Annotated in this window: 26 protein-coding genes and 1 other RNA gene; 17 read left to right on the top strand and 10 right to left on the bottom strand. The window is 37.5% G+C overall.

From position 1 onward, the window contains the following. Positions 1-27: 27 nt before the first annotated feature. Positions 28-126: signal recognition particle sRNA small type (gene ffs / locus AC2S94_RS09540), an RNA gene on the bottom strand. 87 nt (positions 127-213) lie between these two features. Here ffs and AC2S94_RS09535 point away from each other — a divergent pair. The 3 genes from AC2S94_RS09535 to AC2S94_RS09525 all read left to right on the top strand — a co-directional run bounded on the left by AC2S94_RS09535 (position 214) and on the right by AC2S94_RS09525 (position 2146). Continuing rightward, a complete protein-coding gene (locus tag AC2S94_RS09535) occupies positions 214-1266 on the top strand; it encodes a glutaminyl-peptide cyclotransferase (RefSeq protein WP_484628371.1) in 1053 nt (350 codons plus the stop codon). Beyond that, positions 1266-1670, top strand: a complete 405-nt coding sequence (locus AC2S94_RS09530; RefSeq protein ID WP_484628370.1) for an acyl-CoA thioesterase — start codon at positions 1266-1268, stop codon at positions 1668-1670. The genes AC2S94_RS09535 and AC2S94_RS09530 overlap by 1 nt, the downstream gene beginning before the upstream one ends. A 113-nt stretch (positions 1671-1783) precedes the next feature. After that, positions 1784-2146: a DoxX family protein gene (locus AC2S94_RS09525; RefSeq protein ID WP_484628369.1), complete on the top strand. Its 363-nt coding sequence runs from the start codon at positions 1784-1786 to the stop codon at positions 2144-2146. Between the two features lie 50 nt (positions 2147-2196). Here the strand turns inward: AC2S94_RS09525 and AC2S94_RS09520 are convergent, their stop codons facing one another. Further along, entirely contained in the window at positions 2197-3471 is a 1275-nt protein-coding gene (locus AC2S94_RS09520) for a serine hydroxymethyltransferase (protein WP_484628368.1), read from the bottom strand. 110 nt (positions 3472-3581) lie between these two features. Between AC2S94_RS09520 and fahA the strand changes: the two genes are divergently transcribed. Then, positions 3582-4871 (top strand): fumarylacetoacetase, encoded by a 1290-nt coding sequence (fahA, locus tag AC2S94_RS09515; RefSeq protein WP_484628367.1) that lies wholly within the window; start codon positions 3582-3584, stop codon positions 4869-4871. Positions 4872-4965: 94 nt separating this feature from the next. Here the strand turns inward: fahA and ytxJ are convergent, their stop codons facing one another. After that, the gene (gene ytxJ, locus AC2S94_RS09510; protein WP_484628366.1) at positions 4966-5364 is read right to left on the bottom strand and encodes a bacillithiol system redox-active protein YtxJ; all 399 of its coding nucleotides are present in this window, start codon (positions 5362-5364) and stop codon (positions 4966-4968) included. 179 nt (positions 5365-5543) lie between these two features. Here ytxJ and clpB point away from each other — a divergent pair, with 179 nt between their 5' ends. Continuing rightward, complete coding sequence (gene clpB, locus AC2S94_RS09505) at positions 5544-8150, top strand: ATP-dependent chaperone ClpB (protein ID WP_484628365.1); 2607 nt, start codon at positions 5544-5546, stop codon at positions 8148-8150. Between the two features lie 74 nt (positions 8151-8224). Here the strand turns inward: clpB and AC2S94_RS09500 are convergent, their stop codons facing one another. Then, positions 8225-8410 carry a CsbD family protein gene (locus AC2S94_RS09500; RefSeq protein WP_309561679.1) on the bottom strand — a complete coding sequence of 62 codons (186 nt, stop codon included), beginning with the start codon at positions 8408-8410 and terminating at the stop codon, positions 8225-8227. A 117-nt stretch (positions 8411-8527) separates the two neighbouring features. Here AC2S94_RS09500 and AC2S94_RS09495 point away from each other — a divergent pair, with 117 nt between their 5' ends. Both AC2S94_RS09495 and AC2S94_RS09490 read left to right on the top strand, forming a co-directional pair. Then, positions 8528-9625, top strand: a complete 1098-nt coding sequence (locus tag AC2S94_RS09495; protein WP_484628364.1) for an esterase-like activity of phytase family protein — start codon at positions 8528-8530, stop codon at positions 9623-9625. A gap of 57 nt (positions 9626-9682) precedes the next feature. Continuing rightward, entirely contained in the window at positions 9683-10207 is a 525-nt protein-coding gene (locus tag AC2S94_RS09490; protein ID WP_484628363.1) for a SixA phosphatase family protein, read from the top strand. On the opposite strand, the gene AC2S94_RS09485 is transcribed toward AC2S94_RS09490, so the two are convergent. Then, positions 10200-10949: a DUF6503 family protein gene (locus tag AC2S94_RS09485; RefSeq protein ID WP_484628362.1), complete on the bottom strand. Its 750-nt coding sequence runs from the start codon at positions 10947-10949 to the stop codon at positions 10200-10202. The genes AC2S94_RS09490 and AC2S94_RS09485 overlap by 8 nt on opposite strands. 114 nt (positions 10950-11063) lie before the next feature. On the opposite strand from AC2S94_RS09485, the gene smpB reads away from it, so the two are divergent. Continuing rightward, entirely contained in the window at positions 11064-11519 is a 456-nt protein-coding gene (gene smpB, locus AC2S94_RS09480; RefSeq protein WP_484628361.1) for an SsrA-binding protein SmpB, read from the top strand. 43 nt (positions 11520-11562) lie between these two features. Further along, positions 11563-14028 (top strand): DUF5686 and carboxypeptidase regulatory-like domain-containing protein, encoded by a 2466-nt coding sequence (locus AC2S94_RS09475; protein WP_484628360.1) that lies wholly within the window; start codon positions 11563-11565, stop codon positions 14026-14028. A gap of 60 nt (positions 14029-14088) precedes the next feature. On the opposite strand, the gene AC2S94_RS09470 is transcribed toward AC2S94_RS09475, so the two are convergent. The 3 genes from AC2S94_RS09470 to ruvX are packed head-to-tail and all read right to left on the bottom strand — an operon-like array spanning position 14089 to position 15633. Continuing rightward, positions 14089-14523, bottom strand: coding sequence for a DUF5606 family protein (locus AC2S94_RS09470; protein ID WP_484628359.1), 435 nt, complete (start codon positions 14521-14523; stop codon positions 14089-14091). A 57-nt stretch (positions 14524-14580) separates the two neighbouring features. Continuing rightward, entirely contained in the window at positions 14581-15171 is a 591-nt protein-coding gene (gene def / locus AC2S94_RS09465; protein ID WP_484628358.1) for a peptide deformylase, read from the bottom strand. 54 nt (positions 15172-15225) lie between these two features. After that, a complete protein-coding gene (gene ruvX / locus AC2S94_RS09460; protein ID WP_484628357.1) occupies positions 15226-15633 on the bottom strand; it encodes a Holliday junction resolvase RuvX in 408 nt (135 codons plus the stop codon). Between the two features lie 86 nt (positions 15634-15719). Here ruvX and AC2S94_RS09455 point away from each other — a divergent pair, with 86 nt between their 5' ends. The 3 genes from AC2S94_RS09455 to AC2S94_RS09445 are packed head-to-tail and all read left to right on the top strand — an operon-like array spanning position 15720 to position 18664. After that, on the top strand, positions 15720-16535 hold the full coding sequence (locus AC2S94_RS09455; RefSeq protein WP_484628356.1) for a 2,3,4,5-tetrahydropyridine-2,6-dicarboxylate N-succinyltransferase: 816 nt from the start codon (positions 15720-15722) through the stop codon (positions 16533-16535). A 9-nt stretch (positions 16536-16544) separates the two neighbouring features. Continuing rightward, complete coding sequence (locus tag AC2S94_RS09450; protein WP_484628355.1) at positions 16545-17594, top strand: glycosyltransferase family 9 protein; 1050 nt, start codon at positions 16545-16547, stop codon at positions 17592-17594. Further along, positions 17591-18664, top strand: coding sequence for a CDP-glycerol glycerophosphotransferase family protein (locus AC2S94_RS09445; RefSeq protein WP_484628354.1), 1074 nt, complete (start codon positions 17591-17593; stop codon positions 18662-18664). The genes AC2S94_RS09450 and AC2S94_RS09445 overlap by 4 nt, the downstream gene beginning before the upstream one ends. On the opposite strand, the gene AC2S94_RS09440 is transcribed toward AC2S94_RS09445, so the two are convergent. Both AC2S94_RS09440 and AC2S94_RS09435 read right to left on the bottom strand, forming a co-directional pair. Then, positions 18661-19419: a lipopolysaccharide kinase InaA family protein gene (locus AC2S94_RS09440; RefSeq protein ID WP_484628353.1), complete on the bottom strand. Its 759-nt coding sequence runs from the start codon at positions 19417-19419 to the stop codon at positions 18661-18663. The genes AC2S94_RS09445 and AC2S94_RS09440 overlap by 4 nt on opposite strands. A gap of 2 nt (positions 19420-19421) precedes the next feature. Then, on the bottom strand, positions 19422-20531 hold the full coding sequence (locus tag AC2S94_RS09435) for a glycosyltransferase family 4 protein (RefSeq protein WP_484628352.1): 1110 nt from the start codon (positions 20529-20531) through the stop codon (positions 19422-19424). Between the two features lie 124 nt (positions 20532-20655). Between AC2S94_RS09435 and AC2S94_RS09430 the strand changes: the two genes are divergently transcribed. Genes AC2S94_RS09430 through AC2S94_RS09410 form a run of 5 tightly spaced genes read left to right on the top strand, consistent with a single transcriptional unit; the run spans position 20656 to position 25346 of the window. Next, complete coding sequence (locus AC2S94_RS09430; RefSeq protein ID WP_484628351.1) at positions 20656-21789, top strand: glycosyltransferase family 4 protein; 1134 nt, start codon at positions 20656-20658, stop codon at positions 21787-21789. Further along, positions 21776-22345 (top strand): L-threonylcarbamoyladenylate synthase, encoded by a 570-nt coding sequence (locus AC2S94_RS09425; protein WP_484628350.1) that lies wholly within the window; start codon positions 21776-21778, stop codon positions 22343-22345. The genes AC2S94_RS09430 and AC2S94_RS09425 overlap by 14 nt, the downstream gene beginning before the upstream one ends. A 3-nt stretch (positions 22346-22348) precedes the next feature. After that, positions 22349-23782 carry a CCA tRNA nucleotidyltransferase gene (locus tag AC2S94_RS09420; RefSeq protein WP_484628349.1) on the top strand — a complete coding sequence of 478 codons (1434 nt, stop codon included), beginning with the start codon at positions 22349-22351 and terminating at the stop codon, positions 23780-23782. A gap of 1 nt (position 23783) precedes the next feature. After that, a complete protein-coding gene (locus tag AC2S94_RS09415; RefSeq protein WP_484628348.1) occupies positions 23784-24809 on the top strand; it encodes a COX15/CtaA family protein in 1026 nt (341 codons plus the stop codon). A gap of 24 nt (positions 24810-24833) precedes the next feature. Then, a complete protein-coding gene (locus tag AC2S94_RS09410) occupies positions 24834-25346 on the top strand; it encodes an IS1096 element passenger TnpR family protein (RefSeq protein ID WP_484628347.1) in 513 nt (170 codons plus the stop codon). Positions 25347-25412 lie beyond the last annotated feature (66 nt).

Raw genomic sequence — 25412 nt, 5'->3', positions numbered from 1 at the left:
ATAAATTTAGGAATTAGTAGAAACAAAAAATGGCAAGCGACCCACATCACACCGCTACGACCGCCTACCCTTGCTGCGTTCCCGCCCTGGGGGATTCAGCAGGAGCTGGTTGTGTGGGACTTGCCGGTGCAAATATACAATCTTTGTATCTTTTGGCAAGCTTTTTTTAATGTGAATTGGTTAATTTAGCTGTGATTTGAAGCCTATTTTACAATGAACAAATTTAACTTACTGTTACTCTTTATTTTAAACTTTTTATTTTTTTCCTGCGGAAGTAATAATGGAAATAAAAAATCTGATTTTTCCCTGAATATCGATGAAAATAAGTCAAGTTTTAAATTAAATGAAAGCCTGGAAGCTTCCATTGACAACAGCAAAAATAAGACGATTGATTCTGTTTCGTTTTACCTAGGAAATCGGTATCTCAAAAGTTCCAAAAATGGTAATTTGGAAGTTGATCTCCAGGATGCGCTTTTAGGAAATCAAGCTCTTAGAGCGATCGTTCATACTGCCGAAACCACAGATACCCTTTCAAAAAATATAAAGATCCTGAATACGGAGGCACCAGAGGTTTATACTTTTGAAATAATAAATTCTTATCCTCACGATATCACTTCTTACACCCAGGGACTGGAATTCCACGGAGATACTCTTTACGAGAGCATTGGGCAGTATGGTAGTTCAAAACTTAGAAAAGTAGATCTTGAATCTGGAGAAGTTTTAAAAGAGATCAAACTGGACAATCAGTATTTCGCAGAAGGGATCACCATACTAAATGATAAATTGTATCAATTAACCTGGCAGGAAGGCGAGGGATTTATTTATGATCTTGACACCTTTAAAAAAACCGGAACTTTTGGTTATGACCAGAGCAAGGAAGGCTGGGGACTTTGCAACGATGGGGAGAAGATCTTTAAAAGTGATGGAACAGAAAAAATATGGATCCTTGATCCTGAAAACCTCACTGAGCAAACTTATATTCAGCCAACGCACCACAAATCAATCTCTACTAAACTTAACGAACTGGAATGGGTAGACGGTAAGATCTATGCGAACACTTATCAAAAAGATGGTGTAGCTATCATAAATCCTAAAAATGGAGCAATTGAAGGTCTTATAAATTTCAGTGGGTTAAGAGATGAAGTAACTCAACACGATAAACTGGACGTGCTCAACGGTATTGCTTACAACCCTAATACAAAAAAACTTTACGTCACCGGTAAGAATTGGGACAGGATATTTGAAGTGAAAATCGTACAGAAATAATGGAGACCAATCCCGAGATCTACGAGAAGAAAATTACGGTAGAAGAAAGAAACCTGGATAAACAGAAACATGTTAATAACGTGCAATATGTACAATGGGTTCAGGATGTAGCTGAGGAACACTGGGAAGTTAGAGCTTCCAAAGAACAGAAAGCTAAAATGATCTGGGTTGTGGTTAGACATGAGATAGATTATAAAAAAGAAGCCTTTCTTGGAGACAATATCTCGCTACAAACTTATGTAGGCGAAACTACGCACGTAACTTCGGTTAGACACGTGATCATAAAAAATGCAGATACAGACAAACTTCTGGCAGATGCAAAAACAACCTGGTGCCTTTTAAACGCGCAAACAAAAAGACCGGTCAAAATATCTGACGAGTTGAAGTCAGTTTTTCACCAATAGCATTAGTTTCTTGGAAAAAGCCTTATTATAAGTACTTTATGAAACTTTCATAATTTTTGTTTAATGTTTTTTATTAAACTTTAAACATTTATATCTTGAGGAAAATTCAAATTATGGAGATACTTAAGATAATTCTGCAACTTGTAGTAGGACTGGGGATATTAAATGTCTGGCTGCTTAGATTCAATAAGGATACTTCCTATCGCGGAGGAAATGCCGGAAGTATGAAAGAAGAATTTAAAGCCTACGGACTGCCGGAAACAATGATTTATATCGTTGGTTTTATAAAAGTGGTTCTCGCTATAATGCTAATCGCAGGTATCTGGATAGAAAGCCTTGTAGATCCAGCTGCGATAGGAATGGCGGTTATGATGTTAGGAGCCATCATTATGCATCTTAAGATCAAGGATTCATTCAAGCAAACTCTTCCAGCGATAATTCTATTAGTTATCTGCGGACTTATAATCTGGTTGTAAAACAAAAAAGCCATTCTCTCGAATGGCTTTTCTTATCCTGTTAATTCAGACTACATTTGAAAAAGTGGAAGATCCTGCATCATGGCATTCACTTTATCTCTAATTTTTTCTAATTCTGAATCATCTTCAATATTCGTTATTACGTCGTCAATAAGATCTACGATCTTTTTCATGTCGTCCTCTTTCAATCCACGAGTTGTAACCGCTGGAGTTCCAATCCTGATTCCGGAAGTAACAAATGGCGATTTATCATCAAAGGGCACCATATTCTTGTTTACGGTAATATCAGCTTTTCCAAGAGCTTCCTCGGCATCCTTTCCGCTAACATCCTTATTTCGTAGATCGATCAGCATCATATGATTATCGGTTCCTCCAGAAACAACCTTATAACCTTTATCTACAAAAGCCTGAGCCATTACTTTCGCATTCTTTTTCACCTGAACCATATAATGTAAAAATTCATCTGTCAATGCTTCTCCAAAAGCAACCGCTTTCGCTGCAATAATATGCTCCAGGGGACCTCCCTGATTACCAGGAAAAATTCCAGAATTCAGCAAAGTAGACATTTTCTTCAAATTCCCATTCTTCAATTTCTCTCCAAATGGATTATCAAAATCTTTACCCATCATGATGATTCCTCCCCTTGGTCCACGAAGGGTTTTATGCGTGGTAGAGGTCACAATATGGCAATGTTCTATAGGGTCTGAAATCAATCCTTTAGCTATTAGACCTGCAGGATGAGCTATATCAGCCAAAAGAATGGCGCCAACACTATCTGCAATCTCTCTGAACTTCTTATAATCGATCTCTCTGGAATATGCAGAAGCACCGGCAATGATCATTTTCGGCTTTTCTTTTTTTGCAATTTCAGCAACCGCGTCATAATCAATCAATCCGGTTTCCTTGTCTACCCCGTAAAATACCGGATCATATAATTTTCCGGAAAAATTTACCGGGGAACCGTGCGTAAGGTGACCTCCGTGAGAAAGATCAAAACCAAGGAATTTATCTCCTGGTTTCATGCAGGCATGGAAAACTGCAGTATTTGCCTGTGAACCCGAGTGTGGTTGCACGTTGGCATATTCAGCATTGAACAATTCTTTTAGACGGTCTATCGCAAGCTGTTCCACCTGGTCTACCACCTCACATCCTCCATAATATCTCTTCCCGGGGTAACCTTCAGCATATTTATTTGTAAGCACAGATCCGGCAGCTTCAAGTACCGCATCACTTACAAAATTTTCACTCGCAATAAGTTCCAAACCATTTAACTGGCGCTCTTTTTCTTCAGCTATTAAATCAAATACTTGGGTGTCTCGTTGCATCACAAATTTTTACGTTAAATATTCGGTAAAAGTAACAAATACATTCGGTTAATTACAGGAAAATAATATATTTGAGTCAACTAGATTTTAACAAAAAACCAACATTTTTTATGTCAATTACCGCTAACGATCCAAATAGAAAAACCTGGTTGGATATTCCTGGCGATACCGATTTCCCTATTCAAAATATTCCTTTCGGAGTATTTCTTACCCGTGATGACGTGATCACCATAGGTACGAGAATTGGCGATTACGCAATAGACCTTGGCGCCCTACACCAATTAGGCTATTTTGACGGGATCCCATTAACTGACGATATATTTTTACAGGACACTTTAAACGATTTTATATCTGACGGTAAGAAAACCTGGCGATTGGTAAGAAACCGTATTGCTGATATTTTCGACGCTAATAATTCAAAACTAAAAGATAACCAGGACCATAGAAATACGGTGCTGTTTACTCTGGATGAGATTGAAATGCAAATGCCTGTTCAGGTTGGGGATTATACCGATTTTTATTCATCTAAGGAGCATGCGACCAATATTGGAACTATGTTCAGAGATCCGGATAACGCATTGTTACCTAACTGGCTGCACATTCCGGTAGGTTATCACGGAAGAAGTTCTTCCATTATTCCTTCGGAGATTCCGGTTCACCGTCCACAGGGACAAACGAAACCAGCTGATTCTGATACTCCGGTTTTCGGACCTTCACAGAGAGTTGATTTTGAATTAGAAATGGCATTTATTACTACAGATGCAAATCATCTTGGAGAGCCAATTCCGGTTGATGAAGCTGAGGATTATATCTTCGGAATGGTACTTTTCAATGATTGGAGCGCACGTGATATTCAAAAATGGGAATATGTTCCTTTGGGACCATTTCTTGCCAAGAACTTCGCTTCCTCTATTTCGCCATGGATCGTAACCATGGACGCATTGGAGCCATTCAGAACGGCGAGTCCAAAACCTGAAAAGGAATTACTACCATATCTAAAATACACAGGAGATAAGAGTTTTGACATCAATCTGGAAGTTTTCCTTCAACCGGAAGGTGGAGAGGAAAATTCACTTTCAAAATCAAATTTCAAATATCTTTACTGGAACATGAGTCAGCAACTTGCACACCATACGGTGAATGGTTGTCCTGTGAATTCAGGAGATATGATGGCCTCAGGAACTATTTCAGGATCTTCTGAAGATTCTTTTGGATCTATGCTGGAACTTACCTGGAGCGGTAGTAAACCGATCAAACTGAAAGATGGTTCTGAGCGTAAATTTATCGAGGATAACGATACAGTGATCATGAGAGGATATTGCCAGAATGGAAATTCTCGTATTGGTTTTGGAGAAGTAAGGTCAAAGTTACTTCCTGTATATCAACCAAAGAAAAAATAAGTTTAAATCATATTGTATAAAAAAGCCTCGCACTAGCGGGGCTTTTTTAGTTAAGCTCATCCTGAACTTGTTTCAGGATTATTTATATTCTAATTTACACCAGTTCTTTCAATTTTTCTGCGGAAATGCTCTGATGTGAAGAATGATGTACTACTTCCCTATTCTTTAAAACGATTAATTGCGGACTCTCGTGATGTACCTTAAACCTGTTGGCGATCTCGTTAGAAATATCACGATGAGCGATTAGATCAAGAAAATATAAAGCTACCGGCTCTTTTTCATCAATATCATAATCAGATTCGAACATTCTCAATACCATTCTACTCACACCGCATCTGGTGGAATGTTTTAGAATGGCTACTGTTTTCACTTCTGAAACTTTTTCAATTTCATCTAGCTGTTCCATCGAATTCAAATCTATCCAAGGAGTAGCTGATTGCTTTTCAGTCTCTTCCTTTTTTTCAGAATTGAATTTTTTATCAAATAATCCCATAATCCTCTTTTTTGCAAAAATAAATCTAAGTAAATTTAATAGACGAAAAATATCGACGAATTTTTGATTCTTTTCAACCTAACTGCCTTTTTGTCGTTATATTTTCAATAATACACGTCATTTTGACATTTATTCTGAATGGTATATCTATTGCCATATGATTTCTAAAAATAGAAAAGATGAACTTTAATAATTTTACTATAAAATCACAAGAGGCTATCCAGCAGGCTCAGCAGCTTGCTCAGGAAATGGGCCATCAGCAAATAGAGAATGAACACATTTTTAAAGCCATTACCATGGTTGATGAAAATGTTACTCCTTTCCTGCTGAAAAAACTGAACATTAACGTAAACCTGTTTACACAGATTCTCGATAAAAGCCTGGAAAGTTTTCCAAAGGTAAGCGGTGGAGATATTATGCTTTCTAGAGAAGCAGGTAAAACAGTGAACGAGGCTTCTTCCATCGCAAAGAAAATGGAAGATGAATATGTTTCAATTGAACATTTAATACTGGCAATTTTTAAATCTTCAAGTAAAGTCGCCCAGATGTTGAAAGACCAGGGGGCAACTGAAAAAGGTTTAAGAGCAGCTATTTCAGAATTAAGACAGGGAGATAAAGTTACTTCACAAAGTGCTGAGGAAACTTATAATTCTCTGGACAAATATGCTCGTAATCTGAACCAGCTGGCAGAAAGCGGAAAGCTGGATCCTGTTATTGGCCGTGATGAAGAAATAAGAAGAATTCTTCAGATTCTTTCGCGTAGAACCAAGAACAACCCAATGCTGGTAGGAGAACCAGGAACAGGTAAAACTGCTATTGCAGAAGGTCTTGCCCACCGAATTGTAGATGGTGATGTTCCTGAAAACCTGAAAGATAAGCGCATTTATTCCCTTGATATGGGTGCACTTATCGCAGGCGCCAAGTACAAGGGTGAATTTGAGGAAAGACTAAAAGCGGTAATCAAAGAAGTAACATCGAGTGATGGAAACATCGTGCTTTTCATTGACGAGATCCATACACTTGTTGGCGCCGGTGGTGGACAGGGTGCTATGGATGCTGCAAACATTCTAAAACCTGCTTTAGCAAGAGGTGAACTTAGAGCCATTGGAGCAACCACCTTAGATGAGTATCAAAAATACTTCGAGAAAGACAAAGCGCTGGAGCGTCGTTTCCAGAAAGTGATTGTTGAGGAACCGGATACTGAGAGCGCAATTTCCATACTTCGTGGAATTAAAGAAAAATATGAAACTCACCATAAAGTCCGTATCAAAGATGAGGCGATCATTGCGGCGGTTGAGCTATCTCAGCGTTATATTACAAACAGGTTCCTTCCAGATAAAGCGATTGACCTTATGGACGAGGCAGCTTCCAAGCTAAGAATGGAGATTAACTCCAAGCCGGAAGAATTAGATGGTTTGGATCGTAAGATCATGCAGCTTGAGATCGAGATTGAAGCGATTAAGCGTGAAAAAGATGAAGCGAAATTGAAATCGTTACGATCTGATCTAGCTAATTTAAAAGAAGAACGGAATAATCTTCATGCAAGATGGATGAGCGAAAAAGATGTGGTAGATAATATCCAGACTGCTAAATCTGAAATTGAAGAATATAAGCTGGAAGCTGAAAGAGCTGAACGTGAAGGTGATTATGGAAAAGTTGCCGAAATAAGATATGGAAAGATCAAGGAAGCACAGGAAAGACTTGAGAAACTACAGGAAAAGGTAGCGGAGAATCAGAATGAAAAATCGCTGATTCAGGAAGAAGTAACAAATGAAGATATTGCTGAAGTGGTGGCAAAATGGACAGGAATTCCTGTAACTAAAATGCTACAGAGCGATCGCGAAAAATTACTTCGCCTGGAAGAAGATCTTCACAAGCGAGTGGTTGGCCAGGATGAAGCGATCATTGCCGTAAGTGATGCGGTTAGAAGAAGTCGAGCCGGTTTACAGGATCAAAATAGACCAATAGGATCATTCTTATTCCTGGGAACAACCGGTGTTGGTAAAACAGAGCTTGCAAAAGCGCTTGCTGAATACCTGTTCGATGATGAGTCTGCAATGACCAGAATTGACATGAGCGAGTACCAAGAGAGACATTCGGTAAGTAGATTGGTGGGAGCACCTCCGGGATACGTTGGTTACGATGAAGGCGGTCAGTTGACCGAAGCTGTTAGAAGAAAACCATATTCGGTAGTACTTTTGGACGAGATCGAAAAGGCACATCCTGATACTTTCAACATCCTGCTTCAGGTTCTTGACGAGGGAAGATTGACCGATAACAAAGGGCGTGTAGCTGATTTCAAGAATACAATCATTATCATGACCTCAAATATGGGAAGCCATATTATCCAGGAGAAATTTGAAAATATCAAGGATCTCGATACGGCTATGGAAACCGCTAAGGTTGAAGTTCTGGGCTTATTAAAACAAAGTGTTCGCCCGGAATTTATTAACAGGATAGATGATATCGTGATGTTTAGTCCGTTAACTCAGAAAAACATAAAGCAGATCGTTGGATTGCAGCTAAAAGGAGTCAAGAAAATGCTAGCGAAACAGAATATTGTTCTGGATGCGACTGAAGAAGCTATTAACTATCTCTCAGCGAAAGGATTTGATCCTCAATTTGGAGCCAGACCAGTGAAAAGAGTGGTTCAAAGAGAAGTTTTGAATAAGCTTTCAAAAGAGATACTCGCTGGAAAAATTCATACAGACAGTATCATTCTGCTCGATGAGTTTAATGAGGAATTGATTTTCCGAAACCAGGAAGAACTGGCAAATAATAACTAATTAGTATATTAGTTTGAAAACAAAAAAGGCGGTAGATTTCTCTACCGCCTTTTTTTACATTAAATCATCAATCATCACCATCTATCGATTTCCTTTTTCAATTCTTCTTTAGACCTTCCGGTCTTCTCTTGCATGCGACCTAACATTTCGTCAAACTTCCCTTCGGAATAGGTTACATCGTCATCAGTAAGTTTTCCGTATTTCTGCTTAAACTCACCACGGATTTGTTTCCATTTTCCTTCAATCTGATCTTCATTCATAACATATTGGTTTTAGGTGTTAATGAAATAAAGGTATTTAAAGGATACGCTTAGACGTCCCAAAAAACTGCCAATTTTGTTTAAACATTTGTTATTTTTGGTGCTCAGCTAATCTTCATGAAAAAAGTTTTTCTCCTTCTTTGTATCATTTTTTTACTAAGCAGCTGTGCGGTAACCCGTAAAATTGATAGCGAAAATATACAGCTGAAATTTTTAGATGAATATGTTCTGGAAGCTGACACCGAGTATAGCAACACGATAGTTGGGGGCTTATCTGGAATAGATTATAAAAACGGAAAATTTTATCTAGTAAGTGATCAGGCATCAGACCCGCGTATCTATATCGCAGATATTTCGGTTGAAAATGATAAAATTCAAAGCATTTCAATTGAGCAACTCATCAGAATTAAAAAAACCGATATATTCTCAGAGGAGGTTTTTGATCTCGAAGCCATAAGATTTGATGAACAGCGCGGTGAATTCCTCATTACCAGCGAAGGAATTATTGACGACGGAAAGGATCCGGGAGTTTACAGGATTTCTGAAATTGGAGAAGTTAAAGAGGCATTTCAAATTCCGGAGCATTTTAAAGCAAATAAGGAGCAGAAACCTAGAAATAATGGCGTTTTCGAAGGAATAACTGAAAGTTTTGATCAGCAGGGATATTGGGTAGCTACAGAATCTCCGTTAGAAAAAGATTCTTCCAAACCGAAAATTTTTCCTTCAAAATCACATATCAGGGTAACCAGATACGACAAGAATACAGGGGAAGCGACCAGGGAATTTGTTTATAGACTTGATGGAATTGCTAAACTGCCGATCAATTATTTTGCAGTAAATGGAGCGACCGAAATACTGGCCTATGCTGAAGATAAATTTCTGATCCTGGAAAGATCATATTCAGCTGGCTACGGATCGCATGGAAACACGGTTAAAATTTTTGAAGTTGATGCTTCGATGGCTACAAATACTTTAGAGATGGATCGTTTGAAAGGTGAAAAATATAAAACGGCCGAAAAAAAGTTAGTATTCAATTTCGATGCTGTGGAAGAAAAATTAACCCGGGAGATCATTGATAATATTGAAGGAATGTGTTTTGGACCTGAATTAAAAAATGGTAAAAAATCACTGATGCTGGTTTCCGATAATAATTTCAACAGTTTTGCGGACCAGATCAACCAGTTCATCCTTATGGAGATCGATATTAAAAAATGAACTTTGTAACAAATTAAAAGGCAGAACGTCCTATTTACGGAAATCAATTCAATCAAAATGGCAAATCTAATTACCCTCTTTTTCTCGATGATCCTAAGTTTTGGATCTGTCTCTGATCATGAGTTTCCTGAACCCGTGCAAGATACTATCACCACCTATTATTTGATTCGTCATGCTGAGAAAGATCGCAGCGATCCAGAAAACCGAGATCCTTATCTCACTGAGGAAGGTTTGCAGCGTGCAGAAAATTGGGCAAGTGCCTTAAAAGATATAGATTTTGATGCCGTTTACAGCACGAATTATAACAGAACCAAACAAACAGCCAAACCACTAGCGGAGACACAAGAGCTTGAGATACAAATTTACGACCCCAACAATTTATTTGATGCCGAATTTGAAAAAGCAACTTCCGGTAAAACAGTTCTGGTTGTGGGGCACAGCAACACCACTCCAATGTTTGCCAATGCTATTCTTGGGGAACAGAAGTATGAAAACATAGATGATTCTGAAAACGGAGGTCTCTTTATTGTTCAGATCTTAAATGACGGATCAAAGACGAGCCAGGTAATTTATATTAATTAGAATCTAAATTTACCTTTATATCCTTGGTTTCAATAAGCGAAAGCAACTCCAGCTCACGCTTTTCGTATAAACTATCAAGTGCTTTCAAAGGGGTAGAAAGGTCTTCATATTTGTAATTTTCGTAATCTACAAATCGAATTCCTTCGATTATCCGGTGATTAAATGCCTTTCTAAAACGCATTCCTCCACCATTCACTTCAAAATTATAGGCTAGATAGTCTACTTCAAAATTTTGAGAATCTATCCAGTAAAGGTATTCGTCTTCATGATCTGTACCTCCGCCATTTTCAGAGAAAGTAACTTTTACTTCGTAATATTCACGACCTGAAATACTATCTTTCCCTATGAGTTCTTTATTCGCAGCTTCTGCATTTAAACCGAAAGGAAGTTGAACAAAATAATGTACAGAATTTACCGAATTTCCATAAGCCAGTTTTAGCGAATCCTGCACCTGAACAAGGCTATCATTGACAAATCTATCAAAACCATCATTATTTAAAACATCTTGGATATTGTTGCCTAAAGAATCGTTGAATCTCCTTTCCAACTGAAACTTCCCTCCTGCTCTACTACTCCTGTAATCTTTGTTGCGAAAAACGAATTCAATCTCAGCATTCTTATATCTTTCTCCGCCGGCATTTTCTATCGCTTTATTTATGATCTCTTCAGCAGTTAATTCCTTTTTTTCTTCGGAACAGGATGCCACTAGAAACAATATCAGGAAAAATGGAATGTATCGCATAAGAGGTATTTTAAGTGCCGCAAAAGTAAAAATTTTTGTTCATGCGGCACTAAGCATTAATTTTAAAATTGCTTTAGGAGTAAATTGGCTGAAAGCTTGTATTTTTGTGGCTATATGAAGAATTCTATCAACATAAAAAACCGTAAGGCTAAGTTCAATTACGAATTCCTGGACAAGTATACTGCTGGTATCAAACTTGCAGGAACCGAGATCAAAGCTATAAGGGAAGGAAAGGCGAATATTGCAGAAAGCTTTTGTGAGTTCAATAATCACGAGCTTTTTGTTATTAATATGCATGTTGAAGAATATTCTCACGCAACTCACTTTAATCATAATCCAAAAAGCGAAAGAAAGCTTTTGATGCAGAGACGTGAATTGCGAAAATTGGAAAAGGAAGTAACCAATTCCGGACTTACTATTATTCCCTTAAGATTGTTCATTAATGATCGCGGGCTCGCGAAATTACAGATTGCTCTGGCCAAGGGTAAAAAGCTTTACGATAAGCGTGAAACGATTAAAGATCGTGAAAATAAACGCCGCTTAGATCGAATTCAGAAAGAATACAAATAATTTCAGGATTTTTCCGTTCTTTTTATAATCCAAAATCTAATCAATGCTAAAAAAGCTACTTGGCATCCTGCTTTTTATGGCAGTTTTCCAGATGAATTCCCAGATAACCGGGGAAGTAAAAGACGAAAATGGCAAAGCATTGCCATATGTAAATATTTATACCGAAAACGGTTCAAAAGGCACCACCACGAATGAAGAAGGTATCTATGAATTGAAAATCACCGAAAAAGGAACTTACTCACTAGTTTACCAATTTCTGGGCTATAAAACACAGAAAAAAGAAGTGGTAGCCGAAAAGTTTCCGGTTAAAATAGATGTGGTTTTAAAGGCAGAAAGCACCAGCCTTGATGAAGTTACTGTTCAAAGTGGAGATAATCCTGCCAATAGAATCATTCGCAACGCGATCGATAACCGTGAGATAAATTCAGAAAAACTTGAATCTTTTACTGCCGATTTCTATTCCCGTGGATTATGGCGTATTAAAAATGCTCCGGAGAAAATTTTAGGCCAGGACGTTGGAGATCTTGGCGGCGGGCTTGATTCTACACGAAGTGGGATCGTATACCTGAGTGAAACTATTTCTGAGATCGCCTATCAGAAACCTGATGACTTCAAGGAAAAGATCATCGCTTCCAAAGTTAGTGGTGATGATAACGGTTTTAGCTTGAACTCAGCGCAGGAAGCCTATTTTTCTTTTTATGAAAATACGCTGGAGATCAATAGCGAGATGGTGTCTCCTATTGCTGAGTATGCTTTCAATTACTACAATTATAAACTTGAGGGAACGTTTTTTGACGACCAAGGAAATATGATCAATAAGATCCTGGTAACTCCAAAACGTAAGAATGACCGCATTTTTTCAGGATTTATTTATATCGTAGAAGATCTATGGCAGATCTATGGTGTTGAGCTTACCACGACTGGACAGGCGGTTCAGGTTCCACCAATCGAGGAATTGGTTTTCCGACAGAATTACAAATATTCAAAAGAAAATGAACTTTATATACAGATCTCCCAAAGCGTGGATTTCAGCTTTAAGATGTTTGGATTTGGCGGTGACGGGAGATTTACTGCTGTCTACAGCAATTATAATTTTGAGCCTCAATTCGATAAAAATAGCTTTGGTAGAGAAATATTGAGTTTTCAGGAGCTGGCAAATGAGAAAGATTCTTTATACTGGAAGGAACAGCGTCCCATCCCGCTTACCGGAGAGGAAATCAACGATTATGTGAGGAAAGACAGTATTCAGGAAGTTCGCAGTTCAAAAAAATACAAAGATTCTGTTGATGCCGTCAGAAATAAATTCGGAATCACCGATGTACTTTTCGGTTATTCCTACCAGAATTCATGGAAGAATAAAAGATTTAGCATTAGCGCACCAATTTCAGGAATTGGCTTTAATACTGTTCAGGGTTGGAATACCGATGTCACGCTAACATATTCGCAAAGAACAGGCGATAACCAGGAAAATTACTGGAGAGTATTTTCAGATTTTGATTATGGCCTTAGTGAAGAAAGATTTAGACTTAGCGGCGGTTTCGAGAAGAAATTCAACAATTTCAATAAACCCTATTTGAGAATTTCCGGTGGTGTTGCCTCGGAACAAATCAACGATCGTGAACCAATTTCTCCACTTCTTAATAGCATAACCACGATATTCTTTGAGCGCAATTATATGAAGCTATATGAGAAAAGTTTCGCGAGTGTGGGATATGGCCAGGATATAATACCGGGCATCAGGCTTTTTGGAGAATTAAGCTGGGAGAATAGAAAACCACTTATCAATCAAACAGATCATGTTTTTATAGATAATGAAGACCGGATGTACACTTCAAATAACCCTTTGCAGCCTAATAATTTTGGCAGCCTTCCATTTGAAGAACATTCACTTTTTCGAACCAACATTTATACTGATATCACCTTTGGTCAGAAATACATGAGTTATCCAAATGGTCGCTACAATGTTTATGAATCAAAATATCCTAAGCTGAAAATAGCCTGGGAAAAAGGATTTGGCGGCAGTGAATCAAAATATAATTTTGACCTGTTCAAAGCGCAGGTAAGACAGGATTTGAAACTTGGTAACAAAGGTAATTTTCAATACCTGATCAACGGCGGACTGTTTTCTAATGCCGATGATATAAGCCTGGTAGACTACCAGCATTTTAATGCTAACCAGACCAGGATAGGCTTTGGCAGCTACGTAGAAAAGTTCAATTTAATGCCTTATTATAACTTCAGCACCAATCAGAACTATGCAGAATTTCATGCTGAACATGATTTTCAGGGCTGGGTTTTAGGAAAATTGCCATTGCTGAATAAACTTAATTTCAACCTTATTCTCGGCGCTCACAGACTATCTTCTGAAGGTAGCAGTCCTTATTCTGAATATTCTGTAGGAATCGATAATCTTGGATTTGGAAAATACCGGTTTTTAAGACTGGATTATGTGGTTTCCGAATTCGGCGGAAATCGCGACGGTGCTTTCGTTTTCGGTCTTAAATTTTAATACAAAAAAAGCTGAAATCTCTGGATTTCAGCTTTTAATTATTCTAAAGGATTTAGAATTCTATTCTTCCTCGTCCTTATTATCTTTTTTATCTTCAGATTTCTCTTCCTTGGAAAATTCTGTAAAACCATTATCGATCAAGATATTATACCACTGGAAAATTTTCTTCATATCGCTGGCATAAACCCTGTCCTCATCATAGTCTGGAAGTACTTCTGAGAAATAATCTTCCAGTTCTTTCTTCGATGATTTGTGGTTGATAGCCTGCCCTCCATTTTCCTTTTCCTTGATCTTCTGAAAAACCTCACCAAGCGGAATCTCTTCTGTGTAAGTATAAATCGCGATCTCACTCAATATGCTAACATTATGACGCATGTTCACCGCAATCTTTTTTCCGTCCAGCATAGATTTCGCAACAAAGCCTCCTCTGGTTTGAGCGGTAAGCTCATATAGACCAGGTTTTCCAGAAATGGCAAGAATTTTATCTAATCCCATAGTATTTTTTTATTTAGGTTGGCAAATATCAATTCCCATTATCAATTATCAAAGCCTTTAGCGGGCTTTTTTTGCATTCGGAAAACGCATTTTATAATCTACGTTTATCTTTCCTTTTGAAATATTTGTCAGTTTACTTTTTATCAGTCTCTTTTTCAGGCTTGAAAGTTTATCGGTGAATAAAATTCCTTCTATGTGATCGTATTCGTGCTGAATAACTCTTGCCGCCAAACCAGAATAAGTTTCGGTATGTTTTTCCCAGTTCTCATCAAAATATTCGATCGTGATATCTGGCTGTCTGAAAACATCTTCACGAACTTCTGGAATACTTAAACAACCTTCACTAAAAGCCCATTCTTCGCCTGTTTCCTCAATGATCTGCGGATTGATGAACACCTTTCTCATATCTTTCAAAGCTTCCTGTTCCTTTTCATCCAGTTCTTCATCTTCAGCAAAAGGAGCAGGATCTATCATGAACATTCTAATTGGCAATCCAACCTGCGGTGCGGCAAGACCAACTCCGTAAGCATTATACATGGTATCCCACATATTGTTGATCAATTCCTCAAGTTTTGGATAATCCTTCTCAATATCTTTGGCTTTCTTTTTTAAAACCGGATCTCCGTATGCTACAATTGGTAATATCATTTTCTATTATTTTCGGCAACTGAAAATCTGTGCCGTTATATTTTTTTTTAAACGCTATTCGTAAAGCCAGGTTTGCAGGATAATTGTTGCACTGATCTCATCTACCAAAGCCTTATCCCTTCTCTTTTTCTTTTTCAATCCACCGTCGATCATACTCTGCATCGCCATTTTACTGGTAAACCTTTCATCTACCCTTTCTAAAGGCATCTCCGGAAATTTTTTGGAAAATTCTTTCAAGAATTCCTGGATGTGAACTTCACTCTGAGACGGCGTATCATCCATTCTCTTTGGTTCACCGACCAAAACTCGTTCCACTTTCTCATTTTTAAAATAGTCTTCCAGAAATTTTATGAGCTCAGGAGTTTGTACAGTGGTTAGACCCGAAGCTATCATCTTCAATTCATCGGTAACCGCTACTCCCGTTCTCTTTGTCCCATAATCAAGGGCTAATATTCTGGCCATTTCAAAAATTTACGCAAAGGTAAGGTTTATATTGGTTTGTCCATAAATATTGCCTTATAGCTATTATATTTGAAAAAAATTAGAAAATGGACCAGTTGAAAGCGAAAATTGAAGAGGCCTGGAATAACAGAGACCTTTTGAAAGATACAGAAACCACCGATGCAATTAGAAAAGTAGTTGATCTTTTGGATAAGGGAGAACTACGTGTTGCTGAACCTACTAATAATGGTTGGCAGGTTAATGAATGGGTAAAAAAAGCAGTAGTCCTTTATTTCCCTATTCAGAAGATGGAAACGTTGGAAGCCGGGATTTTTGAATATCACGATAAAATTCCACTGAAGAAAGGTTATAAAGAAAAAGGGATACGTGTGGTACCAAATGCAGTAGCAAGACATGGAGCCTATATTTCCTCAGGAGTGATCATGATGCCGAGTTATGTAAATATTGGTGCCTATGTAGACGAAGGAACCATGGTTGATACCTGGGCAACGGTTGGTAGTTGTGCGCAAATCGGCAAGAACGTTCACCTTAGTGGAGGTGTTGGAATTGGCGGTGTTTTAGAACCATTACAGGCTGCTCCAGTGATTGTTGAAGATAATGCATTTCTGGGATCAAGAAGTATCGTGGTTGAAGGGATCAGAATCGAGAAAGAAGCGGTACTTGGGGCAAATGTAGTTTTAACTGGCTCTACGAAGATAATAGATGTTACAGGAGATGAACCGAAAGAATTTAAAGGTTATGTACCCGCGAGATCTGTGGTGATTCCTGGAAGTTACACTAAGAAATTCCCGGCAGGTGATTACCAGGTTCCTTGTGCATTGATTATTGGAAAGCGTAAGGAAAGTACCAACAAAAAAACTTCCCTGAACGACGCTTTGCGTGAATATAACGTCGCGGTTTAGAACTTAAATTTGAAGATACTTGTAATACAGATCAAAATGATTGGGGATGTGCTTACATCCTCAATCCTCTTTGAGGCACTAAGGAAAGAATTTCCCGATGCCGAACTGCATTACATGATCTACGCACATACTTACCCGGTAGTTGAAAACAATCCATTTATTGATAAGTTCATAATTGCGGAAAAGGATCAGAATTTTTTCCATGTGATCAGGAAAATAAGGCAGGAAAAGTACCATGCCGTTATTGATATCTATGCTAATCTAAAAACCGCAATAATTACCGGATTATCTGGAAGTACTTTCCGCATTTCCTACGATAAAAAATATACACGTCCATTTTGCACACACGTTTTCAGTAGGAAAATCAAGGCGAAAACAAGTGCAGGAGCAGCTATAGAAAAGCGATTGAGGTTATTAACTCCTCTATCTCAAAACTTCCCGGTACAGATAAAACCCAAAATCTTTTTGCACAATAAGGAAATTGAAAATGCTAAAAATAGGCTTGAGCGTGAAGGAATAGACCTATCTAAAAAGCTGTATATGATAAGTGCATTGGGTAGCTCTACAAGTAAAACTTATCCTTTGCCTTATCTGGCAGAACTCCTCGATAAGATCGTGGAAAATACAGGTGCAACTTTATTACTTAATTATATTCCTGCGCAAAAACAGGAAATAGATAAATTATTGAAATTTTGTAAATCAAGCACACGATTAAAAATACATCTTGATATCTACGGCAAGAGCATTAGGGAGTTTTTAGCGCTTACTTCTCACTGCGACGGACTCATAGGCAATGAAGGTGGAGCAATAAATATGGCAAAAGCTCTCAACATCCCAACATTTGCCATCTTTTCTCCGCAAATAATGAAACAAAACTGGAATATGTATGAGGATGGAATCACTAATGTCTCGGTGCATCTGAATGATTATAGACCGGAATTTTTTCAGAGCATGAAACACAAGAAATTATCAAGTCAGATTAAGGAGCTATATAAAGAATTTAAACCGTATTTTATAATTCCAGAATTGACTCACTTTTTAAATCAGCATTCCAAATGACCTATCGATTTCTTATCTATATCAGTCATACCTATGCTCTCCCCATTGGCAGACCGCTACAGCAGGAAATTAAAAAGAGAGGTTATGAAGTAAAATGGTTTTCTGAACTTGATCCTCCAAAAGATCATTTCCCTGAAACCGGAGATCTAATTTATGACATTAAAGATGTCATAAGATATGAACCGCACATCGTTCTAACGATCACTGATGTTGTGGCAGATTTCATTCCCGGACTCAAAGTGCAGATCTTTCACGGCTTTCTCGCAAATAAACATAGTTTTAAAAAAGGTCATTTCAGAATTCGCGGTTTTTTTGATCTTTATTGTACCCAGGGACCTTCCACTACTAAGCCATTTATGGAAATTCAAAAGGAGAAACCTCACTTTATGGTGAGAGAAACAGGTTGGTCTAAGGTAGATCCGTTATTTCAAATTGAAGAAAAAGCGAGACAAAAACCAACAATTTTAATTTCTTCTACATTTTCGGAAAAATATAGTTGGACATATAATGAAGAAGTAATTTGTGAACTGGAAAGAATTTCTAAGACTGGAAAATACAAGTTTTTAGTGGTTCTTCACCCTAAAATGGCGGAAGACAGGGTTGAGATTATCAGGTCATTACAACATGAAGATTTCACATTTGTAGAAACTACTGATATAATTCCATTATTCAGAAAGGCAGATATAATGTTTTCTGATACTACTTCTGCCATAACCGAATTTATGCTCCAGCAAAAACCGGTAGTAACTTTCAAAAACAATAAACCGGCATCTCACTTAATAAATATTGAAGATGCTTCTCAGATTGAGCAAGCTCTGAAGGAAGCCTTTGATCCTTCAGAAAATCTAAAAAATGCTATTGCTGATTATGTAAATCTTACACATCCTTATTTCGATGGTAAATCTAGTGAGAGAGTGATCACCACCTGTATTGAAGTTTTGCACGAAGATAAATCTCAATTAAATAATAAACCTCTCAATTTGATCAGAAAATATCAGGTTAGAAAATTGCTCAATTATTTTACATTAAAAAGTTTCCAGAAACCTTATACCCTCGAAAAGCGCCACTAATTCTTCCAGAATTTCAGCTTCTTTTTTAATTCTCTCTTTTTTTTAAATTTTTCCTGGAATTGATTCGTAAAAAACCACATTTTTTCAAAAACTTCAGATTTAGGTCTGTCGATCAACTTTGAATATTCATCAGCCATTACTTCCACCATTTCCTTTTTTGGAGTAAGGCGTGAAAAATTGATCATGCGTTCTTCAAAATTCAATTTTTTGAAATTCATTCGGTTTAGATCTACCAGGTAAAACCTGTATTCATCATTTTCCTTTTCAATCAAGGTATTTCCTGGAGAGTGGTCCAGAAATTGAATTTCCTTTTCATGCAATTCATAAGTAAACCTTGTAAAAGCTCTTAAAATATTATCATGATCTGGATAGGCTGGATCTGTCACCAATTCCCTGTAACTTAAGTCGTAGTGCAAATGTTTACACACATAATAACTATTACTGAACAAGACTCCAGAATCATCCTCGGCATAGGCAACAGGTTGAGGAGTACCGATACCTGATTTAAGCAACTTTACAGCATTGAAAAATGATCTTTCAGCTTTTGATTTGCGGAAATATTTATAGACGACTTTATTCACCAGGTTCGGCTTCTTGAAAGACTTGATATTGATCTTTTCGTCTTCAATATCAAAAATCCTAAGACTGTTGCGTTTACCGGAACCAAAAAGACTTCCTTCAGAACTAAAATTTTCGATACAAAACTTAATTTCAGCTTTGTGCTTCTCCCCTACTTCTGAAAATATGTATTTCATATCTAGCTGGCTTTTAATAAGCTCTCATAAAGTTTATAAGTGTCTTTGCCCAGTCTTTCGGCGCTGAAATTTTCAAGGAAAATTTGGTAAGATCGCTCAGAAAATTGTTCTCTTAGTTCTGAATTTTTGATCAGTTTCAAAATAGATTCAGCCAAAGACTTATAATCTCCCACTTCCACAGAATATCCATTTTCACCACTGGTAATTAATTCATCTACAATTCCCACTTTCGTAGAAACCACGGGCGTTTTATAATAAATGGCTTCGATGACAGATGAAGGACCTCCTTCTCTTTCCGAAGACATTGCGAACAGATCAAATTGAGGTAAGAAGCGCGAAGCCTTTTCAGTGAAACCTTTCATGACGATATAATCATTCACCTTCAACTCATGAATCAACCTTTTGTACTCTTCAGTTCTTTTGGTGAATTCCCCGATTTGAACCAGTTGAAAATCGGTCATTTTTAATTCATACACCAGGTGACTTACAGCCTTGATCAATGTTTGAAGATCTTTCGCTTTAGTATGATTCGCTATATTCCCTATGAGCATTTTAGAATCTGGAATCTTCAGCTCTTCTCGCAATTGATAAGGTGCTGAAATATTCCTTTCATTCACATCTACCCCGTTTCTGATAATCACAAGCTTTTCCTTATTTCTATCACTCAAAATTTTACTAAAATGATATCTCACATACTCTGAAATACAGGTGATCTTATGAATATTCTTATAATTATATTTCAATTGACTCAAATAACTATTCTTCCTTCTAATGGACTTTCTTGCGTAAATAGTCGGCGTATTTAAAGGTTTGAAAATATCGGTCAGAACATATCCGGTCACCGCATCGCTTGTATGCAGGTGAATTATATCAATTTGATGCCTGGAAACGAATTCCCGTAAGGTTTTTCGGTATTTGGAAGAATGTGGTTTTATATAATCTGTAGATAAAATATCCACTGGCTTGTTTTTTAATTTTTCGGAAAGCGGGGAATTATTGTAACAAAAAAATTTTTGATCTACTCCCAGAGCAGATAATTGATCTATTAAATACATAAGTTGCTGCTCATTACCACCCCAACTTGTTGCTCCAGACACATGTAAAACCGTCATAAAAATTAGTTTTCCGAAGAATTAATTAAAAGTAAATCAAAGACTACCGTGATTTAGCACTTCAATTATCTGATGTCTATTCTTTAATTTTACCTTTACCTGAAAATTTATCGAGACCATAGCAATGCCTCTTTCAGAAGTCAAACCTACAAAAATCCTGCATCTTTCTGCCGCTAAAAACTGGGGTGGCGGAGAAAATCATCTGGAAAACCTTTGTTTGGAATTAAAAAAAATCGATTCTTCGATTGAAAATATTATCATTTGCGTCAAAAACGGAGGCCTACATAAAAAAATTAAGAATACAGAACTTCATGTCAAACCTGCTCCCATGCAGATTAAACTTGACCTGAGATATGTTTCAAAGATCCTTAGGATTTGTAAAAAATATGATATTGAAATTATTCATATTCATGATTCTACCGCTTTAACCATGGCGATCATGGCCACTAAACTGGGAAATCTTCCACCCTTCGTCTTAAGCAAAAAGACTTCATTTTCCATTAAAGATAGGCCTCGAACCCTATACAAATACAATCATCCACAGATCAAAAAGATCTTATGCGTTTCTAATGAAACCAAGCGTGTTACTGCTGAAAATATTGAGGACACCTCCAAACTCGTCACTGTTTATCATGGCACCAGTTTAGATAAGTCGGTTAATAAATCAATTGATTTAAGAAAAACCTTAAAGATTCCGAAGGATAAGATCATTGTAGGAATGATCGCCAACCATATCAGGGCAAAAAATTTAAAAACCTGGGTGGAAATGATCGATGAAATTGTAAATAAAAGACAGGATCATAGATTCCATTTTATTCAGATTGGAAATTACACCAATAGAACACCTGCTTATCTTGAAATGATAAAAAGTAAAAAGCTGGAAAAACATTTAAGTTTTCTGGGATTCACGGCGAATGCATCAGGTTTTATTCCTCAATTTGACTTAGCAATTCTCACCTCACAAAGTGAAGGCATTCCGCAGTTTATTTATGAAAGTTTTTACTTCAAAGTACCGGTTGTAAGTACGAACGTTGGAGGTATTCCGGAAATTATTGAAGATAACGTAAACGGGATGTTAAGCAATCCTTTCGAAGCACAAAGATTAGCAGATAAATTGATAGCTTTGTCACAGGATAAAGAATTGATGAAGAAATTTACAGAAATCTCTCATCAAAAGCTCATCCAAAACTATACTACGAGTATGATGGCTGAGCAAACCTTGGCCGAATATAAAAAAGTGCTTTATGGAAAGAATTGAACAGGAAGTTAGAAATTGTCTTGATATTATTAAAAAAGGTGGAATTATTCTTTACCCAACAGACACGGTTTGGGGAATTGGCTGTGATGCCACGAATGCTGAAGCTGTGGATCGCGTTTATAAATTAAAGAAACGTGAAGAATCAAAAGCGCTTATCTGTCTGGTTTCAAATTTCAAGATGCTCGAGCAATATGTTGAAGAAGTTCCGGAAACTGCCTATGATATTCTTAAATATGCCAAAAAACCAACCACGGTAATTTATGACAAGCCAATTAGAATTGCAGAAAATCTGGTAAGTGAAGATGACTCTCTTGGCATTAGAGTCGTGAGAGATACTTTTTGTTCTGAACTTATTAAAAAAATGAAAAGGCCACTGGTTTCTACTTCTGCCAATGTAAGTGGTCAACCTACACCGCAATCCTTCGATCAAATTACTCCACAAATTTTAAAAGGTGTGGACTATGTAGTAAATTTGCAGCGTTCAAAAAAATCACCTCGTCCATCAGCTATTATAAAGCTGAGCAACAATGGCCAGGTGAAAGTGATACGCAAATAACAGATGCCGAAATACCATAATTACAGTAAAGCTTTACATCATCCTATTTTTAAAGTAATTTCAGAAGCTTCAGAAGATCTTTCTGTTGATTCTTATGTAATTGGCGGCTTTGTTCGCGATCATATACTTCAGCGCGGAGAGCCTACAGATATTGACATTGTAGCTGTAGGTAGCGGAATCGAACTTGCCAGAAAAGTTTCAGAGAAACTTCCGAATAATCCCAAAGTGCAGGTATTTAAGAATTTCGGAACAGCCATGCTTCGTTACGGGGATATGGAAATTGAATTTGTGGGTGCCCGGAAAGAAAGTTATCGCCAGGATAGCAGGAAACCTATTGTGGAAAATGGAACCCTGGAAGATGACCAGAACAGAAGGGATTTTACCATAAATGCCCTTGCCCTGAAATTGAATAAAGATGGTTTTGGAAATCTTTTGGATCCTTTTGACGGATTTGATGATCTCGACAAAAAGATCATTAGAACGCCTTTAGATCCTGATATTACCTATTCAGACGATCCTTTAAGAATGTATCGCGCCATCAGGTTTGCTTCACAACTTAATTTTAGGATCGAAGCGGAATCCCTGAAAGCAATCAAAGCGAATAGGGAAAGGATAAAGATTATTTCAAAAGAGCGCATTGTAGACGAACTGAATAAGATCATGTTGAGCGATAAGCCTTCTAAGGGTCTGGCGCTTCTTTTTAAAACAGGTCTTCTGAAAAAGATCCTACCAGAATTAACTGCTCTGCAGGGAATTGATGAAGTCGAAGGACAGAAACATAAGGACAATTTCTGGCATACGCTGGAAGTGGTAGATAATATTTCTGAAAACACCGATGATCTCTGGCTGAGATGGGCTGCTCTTTTACATGATATTGGTAAAGCACCCACTAAGAAATTTCATAAAAAGATCGGGTGGACTTTTCATGGACATGAATTCGTCGGAGCCAAAATGGTTTATAAACTTTTCAAACGTCTGCGACTTCCTCTGAATGAGAAAATGAAGTTTGTTCAGAAGATGGTTTTAATGAGTTCTAGGCCTATAGCTATTGCTGATGATAACGTAACCGATTCTGCTGTGCGACGTTTGATCTTTGATGCCGGAGATCATATTGAAGATCTTATGACACTTTGTGAAGCAGATATTACCACCAAAAATCCGAAGCGTTTTAAAAAATACCATAACAATTTCAAACTGGTTAGGCAGAAGATACAAGAGGTTGAAGAACGAGACCATGTGCGGAATTTTCAGCCGCCGGTAAGTGGTGAAGAGATCATGCAGACTTTTGGAATTCAACCCAGTCGCGAAGTAGGAATGATCAAAGATGCGATTAAAGAAGCAATTCTTGAAGGTGACATTCCTAATGAATATGAACCGGCCAGGGATTTTATGTTGAGGAAAGGAGAAAAATTAGGGCTGAAAAAAGCCAATATCTAAGATGTATAGAAAATTTGTAAAGATTTCGCTTATCCTGGTCTACCTGGTGATCGTAGCCGGAGCGGTGGTTAGAATGACCGGATCTGGAATGGGCTGCCCAGACTGGCCAAAATGTTTTGGATATTACATCCCTCCTACCGAAAAATCTGAACTTGAATTCCAACCAAATCGTTCTTATGAAGAGGGACAGGTTATTATCGTGAATGAAAGTTTGAAGGTTGCAGTTCAGGATTTTACTTCAAGCGATACCTACTCCGAATCCAACTGGGAAAATTACGATAAACACGATTATGCTATATTCAATCCTACACATACCTGGGTAGAATACCTTAACCGACTTGCCGGGGCACTGGCAGGATTGGCTGTTTTGATTATGGCTTTTCTCTCTATCAGCAAATTCAGAATTAAAAAAAGGATCACACTGCTATCATGGCTATCGGTTTTTCTTATGGGATTCCAGGCATGGCTTGGAGCAACCGTAGTTTATTCAGTTTTGGCACCGGCAAAGATCACTATCCATATGGTAATGGCCCTCGTGATCGTCGCGGTTTTGGTCTATCTGCTCAAGATCTCTTCAGAAAAAGGAACCAATCAATTCAAAACAAAGCCATTTCAGAATCTTTTGATCGTCGCTGTGATCTTAACCCTTATCCAGGTAATAATGGGAACACAGGTGAGACAATTTGTAGATGAGCAGGTTCGCAATCTTGGTTATGATGCGGAAAACCTATGGTTATCTGACCATAACACTACATTTTACATACATCGTTCCTTCTCCATTTTAGTATTGGCGATCAATGCTTTTCTTTGGTGGAAGAATAGAAAGCTTGACCTGAAACTTAACCGTATCAATATAGTGATTGCCTTGATATTGCTGGAAGTAGCCACCGGTGTAGCCATGTATAATTTTGATTTTCCATTTCTATCTCAGCCATTGCATTTGGTAATCGCTTCCCTGCTTTTCGGATTTCAGTTTTACCTGTTAATGGAAAGCATTTATGCTCCAGAGAAGATTAAAAAATTGTAACTTTGACCTCCAAATTTTTTAGATATGGTTTATAGATTCCGAGTAATTCTCGACGCTGATGAAGATGTTTTTAGAGATATAGAAATGCTGCAGGAAAGCACGCTGGAAGACCTTCATAATACGATTGTGCAGTCTTTTGGATTTGACGGTACAGAAATGGCTTCTTTTTATATTAGCGATGAAGAGTGGAATCAGGGAGAAGAGATCCACCAATTCGATATGAGTGGCCAGGATACTTCAATTAAACTGATGAATGAAACTTCTTTAGACAGTGTTCTTTCTGAAAAACAAACCAAACTTATCTACGTATATGACTTCCTTAAAATGTGGACGTTTTTCGTGGAATTAGGTCAGATTGCTGAAATTGAAGAAGGAAGAGATTACCCAAATTTAATGTTCGTTCACGGGCAGATCCCAGATAATGCTCCGGAAAAGGAATTTAAAGGAGAAGATGAAGGATTGCTGAATGGTGACTATGACGATGGTTATGACACCGATGATTATGACGATCTCTCGTTTGATGAAAACTGGAATTAATAATTCTAATTTCTGAACCTTCTGAAAAATTTACTTTCAGAATTCACATTTTTCAACTTTATTCAG

The sequence above is a fragment of the Christiangramia pacifica genome (assembly GCF_057221535.1).
The sequence above is the reverse complement of the archived record's forward strand: the minus strand, read 5'-3'. Positions and strand labels throughout refer to the sequence as shown.

What these genes read in the sequence shown, in the direction of transcription:
- AC2S94_RS09520 (WP_484628368.1), bottom strand. Translation starts at nt 3,471, where the DNA reads ATGCAACGAGACACCCAAGTATTTGATTTAATAGCTGAAGAAAAAGAG.
- AC2S94_RS09435 (WP_484628352.1), bottom strand. Translation starts at nt 20,531, where the DNA reads ATGACGGTTTTACATGTGTCTGGAGCAACAAGTTGGGGTGGTAATGAG.
- smpB (WP_484628361.1), top strand. Translation starts at nt 11,064, where the DNA reads ATGAAGAATTCTATCAACATAAAAAACCGTAAGGCTAAGTTCAATTAC.
- AC2S94_RS09425 (WP_484628350.1), top strand. Translation starts at nt 21,776, where the DNA reads ATGGAAAGAATTGAACAGGAAGTTAGAAATTGTCTTGATATTATTAAA.
- AC2S94_RS09430 (WP_484628351.1), top strand. Translation starts at nt 20,656, where the DNA reads ATGCCTCTTTCAGAAGTCAAACCTACAAAAATCCTGCATCTTTCTGCC.
- AC2S94_RS09420 (WP_484628349.1), top strand. Translation starts at nt 22,349, where the DNA reads ATGCCGAAATACCATAATTACAGTAAAGCTTTACATCATCCTATTTTT.
- AC2S94_RS09530 (WP_484628370.1), top strand. Translation starts at nt 1,266, where the DNA reads ATGGAGACCAATCCCGAGATCTACGAGAAGAAAATTACGGTAGAAGAA.
- AC2S94_RS09535 (WP_484628371.1), top strand. Translation starts at nt 214, where the DNA reads ATGAACAAATTTAACTTACTGTTACTCTTTATTTTAAACTTTTTATTT.
- AC2S94_RS09470 (WP_484628359.1), bottom strand. Translation starts at nt 14,523, where the DNA reads ATGGGATTAGATAAAATTCTTGCCATTTCTGGAAAACCTGGTCTATAT.
- def (WP_484628358.1), bottom strand. Translation starts at nt 15,171, where the DNA reads ATGATATTACCAATTGTAGCATACGGAGATCCGGTTTTAAAAAAGAAA.
- AC2S94_RS09485 (WP_484628362.1), bottom strand. Translation starts at nt 10,949, where the DNA reads ATGCGATACATTCCATTTTTCCTGATATTGTTTCTAGTGGCATCCTGT.
- AC2S94_RS09525 (WP_484628369.1), top strand. Translation starts at nt 1,784, where the DNA reads ATGGAGATACTTAAGATAATTCTGCAACTTGTAGTAGGACTGGGGATA.
- AC2S94_RS09415 (WP_484628348.1), top strand. Translation starts at nt 23,784, where the DNA reads ATGTATAGAAAATTTGTAAAGATTTCGCTTATCCTGGTCTACCTGGTG.
- AC2S94_RS09490 (WP_484628363.1), top strand. Translation starts at nt 9,683, where the DNA reads ATGGCAAATCTAATTACCCTCTTTTTCTCGATGATCCTAAGTTTTGGA.
- AC2S94_RS09455 (WP_484628356.1), top strand. Translation starts at nt 15,720, where the DNA reads ATGGACCAGTTGAAAGCGAAAATTGAAGAGGCCTGGAATAACAGAGAC.
- AC2S94_RS09495 (WP_484628364.1), top strand. Translation starts at nt 8,528, where the DNA reads ATGAAAAAAGTTTTTCTCCTTCTTTGTATCATTTTTTTACTAAGCAGC.
- clpB (WP_484628365.1), top strand. Translation starts at nt 5,544, where the DNA reads ATGAACTTTAATAATTTTACTATAAAATCACAAGAGGCTATCCAGCAG.
- AC2S94_RS09500 (WP_309561679.1), bottom strand. Translation starts at nt 8,410, where the DNA reads ATGAATGAAGATCAGATTGAAGGAAAATGGAAACAAATCCGTGGTGAG.
- ruvX (WP_484628357.1), bottom strand. Translation starts at nt 15,633, where the DNA reads ATGGCCAGAATATTAGCCCTTGATTATGGGACAAAGAGAACGGGAGTA.
- ytxJ (WP_484628366.1), bottom strand. Translation starts at nt 5,364, where the DNA reads ATGGGATTATTTGATAAAAAATTCAATTCTGAAAAAAAGGAAGAGACT.
- AC2S94_RS09475 (WP_484628360.1), top strand. Translation starts at nt 11,563, where the DNA reads ATGCTAAAAAAGCTACTTGGCATCCTGCTTTTTATGGCAGTTTTCCAG.
- fahA (WP_484628367.1), top strand. Translation starts at nt 3,582, where the DNA reads ATGTCAATTACCGCTAACGATCCAAATAGAAAAACCTGGTTGGATATT.
- AC2S94_RS09410 (WP_484628347.1), top strand. Translation starts at nt 24,834, where the DNA reads ATGGTTTATAGATTCCGAGTAATTCTCGACGCTGATGAAGATGTTTTT.
- AC2S94_RS09440 (WP_484628353.1), bottom strand. Translation starts at nt 19,419, where the DNA reads ATGAAATACATATTTTCAGAAGTAGGGGAGAAGCACAAAGCTGAAATT.
- AC2S94_RS09445 (WP_484628354.1), top strand. Translation starts at nt 17,591, where the DNA reads ATGACCTATCGATTTCTTATCTATATCAGTCATACCTATGCTCTCCCC.